We start from the raw sequence: 6,395 nt of genomic DNA, 5'->3' as shown, positions 1-6,395 counted from the left end.
TGTGTTAAGCACGCCGCCAGCGTTCGTCCTGAGCCAGGATCAAACTCTCCGTGAATGTTCACCGGTAATCCGGTAGCACACCCGCGAAAGAGCGGGACAGTCCAGAGGAATAATCCGAACCGTCCACAGCGTCCTCGCTGTGTCGCCTCCCTCAACCGAGGAAGGACTTTTTCAAAGGAACCTCATCCCGATCGAAACCGACCGGAACGGGGTATCAACATATCTGGCGTTGACTTTTGGCACGCTGTTGAGTTCTCAAGGAGCGGAAGCTGCCATCGGCTGCCCTTCCGGGCCCCTCCGGGCTTTCCCTTCGTTGTGTTCCGACTCTATCAGACGCTTTCCAGTGCCTGACCCCCAGTCAGCGGGGTTTGTCTTTCCGGCCCTTCGGCCGTTCCGACGAGTGAGACTTTAGCGGATGTTCAGCGGCCGATCCAAATCGGCCGCTTCCCGTTCCGCCGGGCATTCCAAAAGCGCACAGACAGGCGAACACGGCAATGCGCGTTCGACTCGAATGGTTACTGCGGAATGGTTGTCCGGGGACCAACCGAGGTCGGCGCTCACGTCGGACAACCCGGAGGACACTACGCATCCCCCGCGCCCGTGTCAACCTCCGCCGGATCGGGACCCCACGGACACCTGTCGCCGCACTACCTGTCGCGCCACTACCTGGCGCGCTACTGTGGTGGACATGACCTCGTGTACGTACAGCACCCAGTGGTGGGCCGCCTAGGGCGGCCCGGGACTGACGTATGCATCCAACGGCCGCCGCCTCGGCGGCCGTTTGCGTTGTGCCCTCGGTCGCACACCGGGCGGCGGTCTCCGATCTGTCACAGGACACAGGACACAGGAGACGACGGACATGACGGCGACGACGCAGGAATCCGCAGAGGCGACACAGCCTGCCGCGGGTGGGAACAGGGACCAGCCGGCGCGGCCACAGAGCGCCCGTATCTTCAGCGGGGTCAAACCCACCGGGCACCTCACCCTGGGGAACTACCTCGGCGCGATGCGGCGGTGGGCCGAGGTGGACCAGCACCGGGCCGAGTCGCTCTTCTGCGTGGTGGACCTGCACGCGCTGACCGTGGAGCACGACCCGGCACGGGTGCGCCGGCTGAGCCGGCAGACGGCGGGACTGCTGCTGGCCTCCGGGCTGGACCCGGAGGTGTGCACGGTCTTCGCGCAGAGCCACGTGGACGAGCACACCCGGCTGATGTTCCTCCTGGAGTGCGTGGCCACGGACGGCGAGATGCGCCGGATGATCCAGTACAAGGAGAAGTCGGCGCGGGCGCGGACCTCCGGGCAGAGCGTGCGGCTGTCGCTGCTGACGTATCCGGCGCTGATGGCGGCGGACATCCTGGCGTACGGGGCGACCGAGGTGCCGGTGGGCGAGGACCAGACGCAGCACGTGGAGCTGACCCGGGACCTGGCGGTGCGGTTCAACCAGCGCTACGGCCACACCTTCGTGGTGCCGAGGGCCACGGTGCCGGCGGTGGCAGCGCGGGTGATGGACCTCCAGGACCCGCTGGCGAAGATGGGGAAGTCGCACGCGGCGACGGCCGGGATCGTCTACCTGCTGGACGAGCCGGAGGCCGTGGTCAAGAAGGTCCGGCGGGCTGTGACGGACAGCGAGCCGGGGGTGTCGTACGACCGCGAGGCACGGCCGGGGGTCGCGAACCTGCTGGAGATCCTGTCGGCGTGCACGGGTGAGGAGCCGGATGCGCTGGCGGAGCGGTACGACGGGATCGGGGTGCTGAAGGCGGACACGGCCGAGGCGGTGGTGGAGCTGCTGCGGCCTCTGCGGGCGCGGCACGCCGCCATCAGCGCCGATCCGTCGTATGTCGACGGGGTGCTGCGCGAGGGTGCGGCCCAGGCCCGGGCGCTGGCCCGGCCGACGGTCGACGCGGCGTACGACGCGATCGGGCTGCTGCGTCCGGCGTGAGCAAGGGCGGACCGCGGGTCACCCACGTGGTGTGCCGGGTCACCCACGTGGGTGACCCGGCGCGCCGCTCCGAAGGCCGGCCGGCCCGCCGCTGCCGTATGAACGGCTAGACGCCGGTGGCCAGTTCGCGGCTGCGGTCGCGGGCGGCCTCCAGCGCCGCGATCAGGGCGGCGCGCACGCCGTGGTTCTCCAGCTCGCGGATGGCGCTGATGGTGGTGCCGGCCGGCGAGGTGACCGCCTCGCGGAGCTTCACCGGGTGCTCGCCGCTGTCGCGCAGCATGACGGCGGCGCCGATCGCGGACTGGACGATGAGGTCGTGGGCCTGGGCGCGGGGCAGCCCGAGCAGGATGCCGGCGTCCGTCATCGCCTCGACCAGGTAGTAGAAGTAGGCGGGGCCTGAGCCGGAGAGCGCGGTGGCGGCGTCCTGCTGCTTCTCGGGGACGCGCAGGGTCTTGCCGACCGGCTGGAAGATCGCCTCGGTGCGCGCCAGGTGGGTCTCGTCGGCGTGCCGTCCCGCGGAGATCACGGACATGCCCTCGTCCACGAGCACGGGGGTGTTGGGCATGACCCGGACGACCGCCGTGCCCTCGGTGAGGCGTTCCTCGAAGAAGGCGGTGGGGATGCCGGCGGCGGCGCTGATCACGAGCTTGTCGGCGCCGACGTGCGGGGCGAGCTCGGCGAGCAGGGCGCCCATGTCCTGGGGCTTGACGGCGAGGATGAGGGTGTCGGCGGTCTTGGCGGCGTGCGCGTTGCCGACGGCCTCGACGCCGTAGCGGGTCCGCAGTTCCTCGGCGCGTTCGGTGCGGCGGGCGGTGACCAGCAGGTTCTCGGGGGCCCAGCCGGCCCTGATCATCCCGGAGAGCAGCGCCTCGCCGATCTTCCCGGTGCCGAGCACGGCGACGGTCTGCGTCAGGGCGGTGGTGGCGGTCATGGCGGTTCACCTCAAGCGGTACGGGGCTCCCTGTCCGGTCATCCTCGCAGGGGCGGGGGCGAGGTGGTGGCCGCGTCCACTCCTCGGGCAGGTGAACCGGGGGTCAGACCGTCTCGTCGAGGTGGTCGGCGTAGTGGTCGAGCGCGCGGCGGTAGCGGGCGACGGCGGGTGCGGAGCTGGTGGCGGTGAGGAGTTTGAGCAGGTCGGCAACGGCGTCGCCGGAGCGGCCGAGGTTGTGCAGGGCGATCGCGCGGAATGCGGTCAGGGCCGGGTCGCCCGGGTACTCGGCGAGGGCGCGGTCGAAGGCGGCGAGCGCGTCGTCGTACCGGCCCAGCACCCGGTAGGTGCTGGCGAGGCCGGTGTGGGCGCCGAGCCGGTCCTCGTCGTCCAGGCCGCCGACGGCGAGCGCGGTCTCGTAGAACGGGACGGCTTCGGCTTCGAGGCCGAGGCGGTCGTGCAGCCAGGCGGTCTGGTACGCGACGGCGGGGTCCTGCGGGTGCCGTGCGGCGAGGGCGAGCAGGGCGTCTCGGTCCCCTGCCTCGCGCAGCCGGGTCGCTTCGGCCGCGGCGTGCGCGTCGTACGAGGTCATGGCCGTCATCATGCCGCACGCGGTCACGCCGTACGGCGGGTACTCCCGGGGCGGTAGGGACCGGTAGGGGGCGGCTCAGGGTCATCCCCTATGGCGTGCGGGCGGGGCGGGGTGGACCGTTGCGGTATGAGTCGTTCATCCCGTGAAATCTCTGTATCGGGCGCGGAGAAGCGGCACTTGGCCGTGGCTTCCGTGACCCTCGGACCCTGGCGGCCGGCCGCCGTCGTGGGCGCGCTGGGCGGTGGAGTGTCGCTGGTCCTGCACCTCGTGGGCGGGCACTTCGGGCTCGGCATCCTGAGCAGCGCGCTGTCGGTGGCCGCGCTGCTGTTCTTCTGCGTGGGCGGGGCGGGCTCGGTGCTCGGCTACTCCTCGCGGGGCGCCGGCCGGGACCACCGCATCAGGCGCTGGGCGCGCTCGCACCCGTGGCAGGTGGCCGCCGTGCCGGCCGGGATGATGTTCCTGACCGACGTGGTGGTGCGGCAGGTACTCACCAGCCAGGGCTTCTTCGGGTCGGTGTGGACTGGCCTGTGGCACGGTGCCGTGGTGGCGGCGGTGGTCGGCGTCGCGGGCACGTTCAGCAGGTCTCGGGCGTAACGCGCGAGCACCCTCCGCGAGCACCCTCCACGGGCGTCGAACCGCGGGCACGGTTCGCGGGCGACGGCGGTACGCGTACGGGGGCGACCGCCGGCGACCCGCGCCCGTCCCACGGGCTCCCCCACACCCGCCGATCCCACCGGCTCCCCAGCTGCCACCGGCTCCCCCAGCCCCGCCGGCTCCCCTATCCCCGCCGGCTCCCCTATCCCCGCCGGCTCCTCTAACGCACCGCCCGCAGCACCAGGTCCGCGAGCCGGCGGCCCGCCTCGTCGTCCAGGGGCGCGTGTTCGATCAGCAGCCGGTACCACAGCACGCCGTAGACCACGTCGATCAGCAGTTCCAGCGAGAGGTCGGACGCGATCTCGCCGCGGGCGGCGGCCCGTTCGAGGATCTCCCGGAGCACCGCGCGCCGCCGGAACAGGAAGCGCTCCCGGAACGCCGTCGCGAAGACCGGGTCGAGCAGCGCCTGCGCCATCAGGCCGGCCAGCACCGGCCGCTGCCCTCGCTGCCGGAAGGTCTCGGCGAGGAATCCCCTCAGGTCCTCCTCCAGCGAGCCCTCGTCCGGCACCGCGATCGTGGTCTCGGACAGGTCGAGCAGCGCGGTCAGCACGACGTCCGCCTTCGACGGCCACCAGCGGTAGATCGTCTGCTTGCCGACGCCGGCCCGCGCGGCGATGCCCTCCACCGTCAGCGCGGCGTATCCGCGCTCCTTCAACTCGTCGATCGCCGCGCCCAGGATCGCCTGGCGCGCGGCCTCGCTGCGTGGCCGCCCCGGCCGCCGGTCACCCGTCATGCGCTCACCTTACTTTACAAGACGATGCGTCTCGATATAGAAACGAGACATCGCGTATCGAATCAACGAGGGAGCACTGACATGCGTGTGGTGATCATGGGCGGCACGGCCGGCATCGGGCTCGCGACGGCCCGGGCGCTGCGGGCGGACGGCGCCGAGGTCGTCGTGACCGGGCGGAACCGGGAGCGGCTGGCGGCGGCCGCCGCCGAGGGGCTGACCGCCGAGCGCGTCGACGGGACCGACGAGGACGCGGTCGCCGCGTTCTTCGAGCGGATCGGCGCCTTCGAGCACCTGGTGCTCGCCTTCAGCTCGGGCCATGTCGGCGTCGGCCCGATCAAGGACACCGAACTCGCCGACATACGCGCCGCGTTCGACGGCAAGCTCTTCGCCTACCTGTTCGCCGTCCAGCGGGCGCGGGTCACCGGGTCGGTGACGCTGCTCTCGGCGGCGTCCGCGCGCGCCGGTCTGCCGGGGCTGGCCGGGCTCGCGGCGGTGAACGGCGCCATCGAGCGGATCGTCTCCCCGCTGGCCGCCGACCTCGCCCCGGTCCGGGTCAACGCGGTCTCGCCGGGCGTCATCGACACCGACTGGTGGGCGTTCCTGCCCGAGGAGCAGCGCGCGGCCCAGTTCGCCGCCGCCGCGGAGTCCGTCCCGGCCGGGCGGGTCGGCACCTCCGAGGACGTCGCGGGCGCGATCCGCTACGTGATCGGCGCGGACTACGTGACGGGCTCGATCCTGCCGGTGGACGGCGGGTTCACGGTGGCGTGACGAGGGCGCACGGCGGCGGGCGGACAGCGGCGCACGGCGGGCGGACGGCGGCGAGCGGCGGGCGCGAGGCCGTTACGGCGCGCGGATACGGTGATGCGGCCGGGCCGCGGCGCTACCGGCGGCGCTTGGCGGCGCCGCGGACCTTGCCGCGGCCGGCCGGGTTGCCGGTGCGCTGCGCCCGGCGGCGCTCGTACTGCTCCCGCGCCTGTTCGTACTCCGCCCGGAGCAGCCGCTCCCCCGGCGCCTCGTACAGGCTCCGCACGAAGTACGCCAGCAGCGCGCCGACGAAGCCGATCACGTACAGGCCCTGCATCGAGCCGCCCGTGTCCGGGTCGGCGCCGGACGCCGAGGGGCGGCCGCGTACGTAGCCGCGCCACGTCCGGGCGAACATCAGCACGCTGCACACCGCGAAACCGGCGATGGCCAGGACGTTCACGAACAGGCCGACGTCGGCGTCCGTCAGGCCCTGGAAGCCGAAGAGCAGCACCAGCGCGCCGATCACCGCGCTCACCAGCGACCCGACCGCCACGCCCACCCGCCGCAGCGCGTAGCCGCCATCGTGGCCGACCCAGGTCGTCCCGAAGAACCGGATCGGCTCGGGCCGCGGGGCTCCGGCCGTACGGTCGCGGTCCTCGCCGGGCCCATGGGTGTCGCTCACGTCATCGATTATGCGGGATCGGCCCGGCGGGCCCGTCCGGCCGCCGGCCCGGTCACCGGCGCGGCGCGGGCCGTTCCGTGTCAGGAGTAGCCCCAGAGCCGTTAAAGCTCGTGGATTCGCGCC

General features: G+C 72.3%; 7 protein-coding genes. 3 read left to right on the top strand and 4 right to left on the bottom strand.

Going from position 1 to position 6,395, the window contains the following annotated elements:
• Nucleotides 1-859 precede the first annotated feature (859 nt).
• Nucleotides 860-1,939: a tryptophan--tRNA ligase gene (gene trpS / locus ACIPAE_RS34100; protein WP_402450584.1), complete on the top strand. Its 1,080-nt coding sequence runs from the start codon at nucleotides 860-862 to the stop codon at nucleotides 1,937-1,939.
• Nucleotides 1,940-2,045: 106 nt separating this feature from the next.
• Here trpS and proC read toward each other — a convergent pair whose 3' ends face one another.
• The gene (gene proC, locus ACIPAE_RS34095) at nucleotides 2,046-2,852 is read right to left on the bottom strand and encodes a pyrroline-5-carboxylate reductase (protein ID WP_329374048.1); all 807 of its coding nucleotides are present in this window, start codon (nucleotides 2,850-2,852) and stop codon (nucleotides 2,046-2,048) included.
• Nucleotides 2,853-2,973: 121 nt separating this feature from the next.
• The gene (locus ACIPAE_RS34090; protein ID WP_328467692.1) at nucleotides 2,974-3,459 is read right to left on the bottom strand and encodes a tetratricopeptide repeat protein; all 486 of its coding nucleotides are present in this window, start codon (nucleotides 3,457-3,459) and stop codon (nucleotides 2,974-2,976) included.
• A 183-nt stretch (nucleotides 3,460-3,642) separates the two neighbouring features.
• Between ACIPAE_RS34090 and ACIPAE_RS34085 the strand changes: the two genes are divergently transcribed.
• Complete coding sequence (locus tag ACIPAE_RS34085; RefSeq protein WP_329366078.1) at nucleotides 3,643-4,053, top strand: hypothetical protein; 411 nt, start codon at nucleotides 3,643-3,645, stop codon at nucleotides 4,051-4,053.
• A 220-nt stretch (nucleotides 4,054-4,273) separates the two neighbouring features.
• On the opposite strand, the gene ACIPAE_RS34080 is transcribed toward ACIPAE_RS34085, so the two are convergent.
• Nucleotides 4,274-4,846 (bottom strand): TetR/AcrR family transcriptional regulator, encoded by a 573-nt coding sequence (locus ACIPAE_RS34080; protein WP_402450581.1) that lies wholly within the window; start codon nucleotides 4,844-4,846, stop codon nucleotides 4,274-4,276.
• An 81-nt stretch (nucleotides 4,847-4,927) separates the two neighbouring features.
• Here ACIPAE_RS34080 and ACIPAE_RS34075 point away from each other — a divergent pair, with 81 nt between their 5' ends.
• Entirely contained in the window at nucleotides 4,928-5,614 is a 687-nt protein-coding gene (locus ACIPAE_RS34075; RefSeq protein WP_402450578.1) for an SDR family oxidoreductase, read from the top strand.
• Nucleotides 5,615-5,726: 112 nt separating this feature from the next.
• Here ACIPAE_RS34075 and ACIPAE_RS34070 read toward each other — a convergent pair whose 3' ends face one another.
• On the bottom strand, nucleotides 5,727-6,272 hold the full coding sequence (locus ACIPAE_RS34070) for a hypothetical protein (protein WP_329366085.1): 546 nt from the start codon (nucleotides 6,270-6,272) through the stop codon (nucleotides 5,727-5,729).
• Nucleotides 6,273-6,395: the final 123 nt, after the last annotated feature.

Origin of the sequence: Streptomyces sp. NPDC087270 (genome assembly GCF_044744625.1) — a bacterium.
Classification (GTDB): Bacteria; Actinomycetota; Actinomycetes; order Streptomycetales; family Streptomycetaceae; genus Actinacidiphila.
The sequence above is the reverse complement of the archived record's forward strand: the minus strand, read 5'-3'. Positions and strand labels throughout refer to the sequence as shown.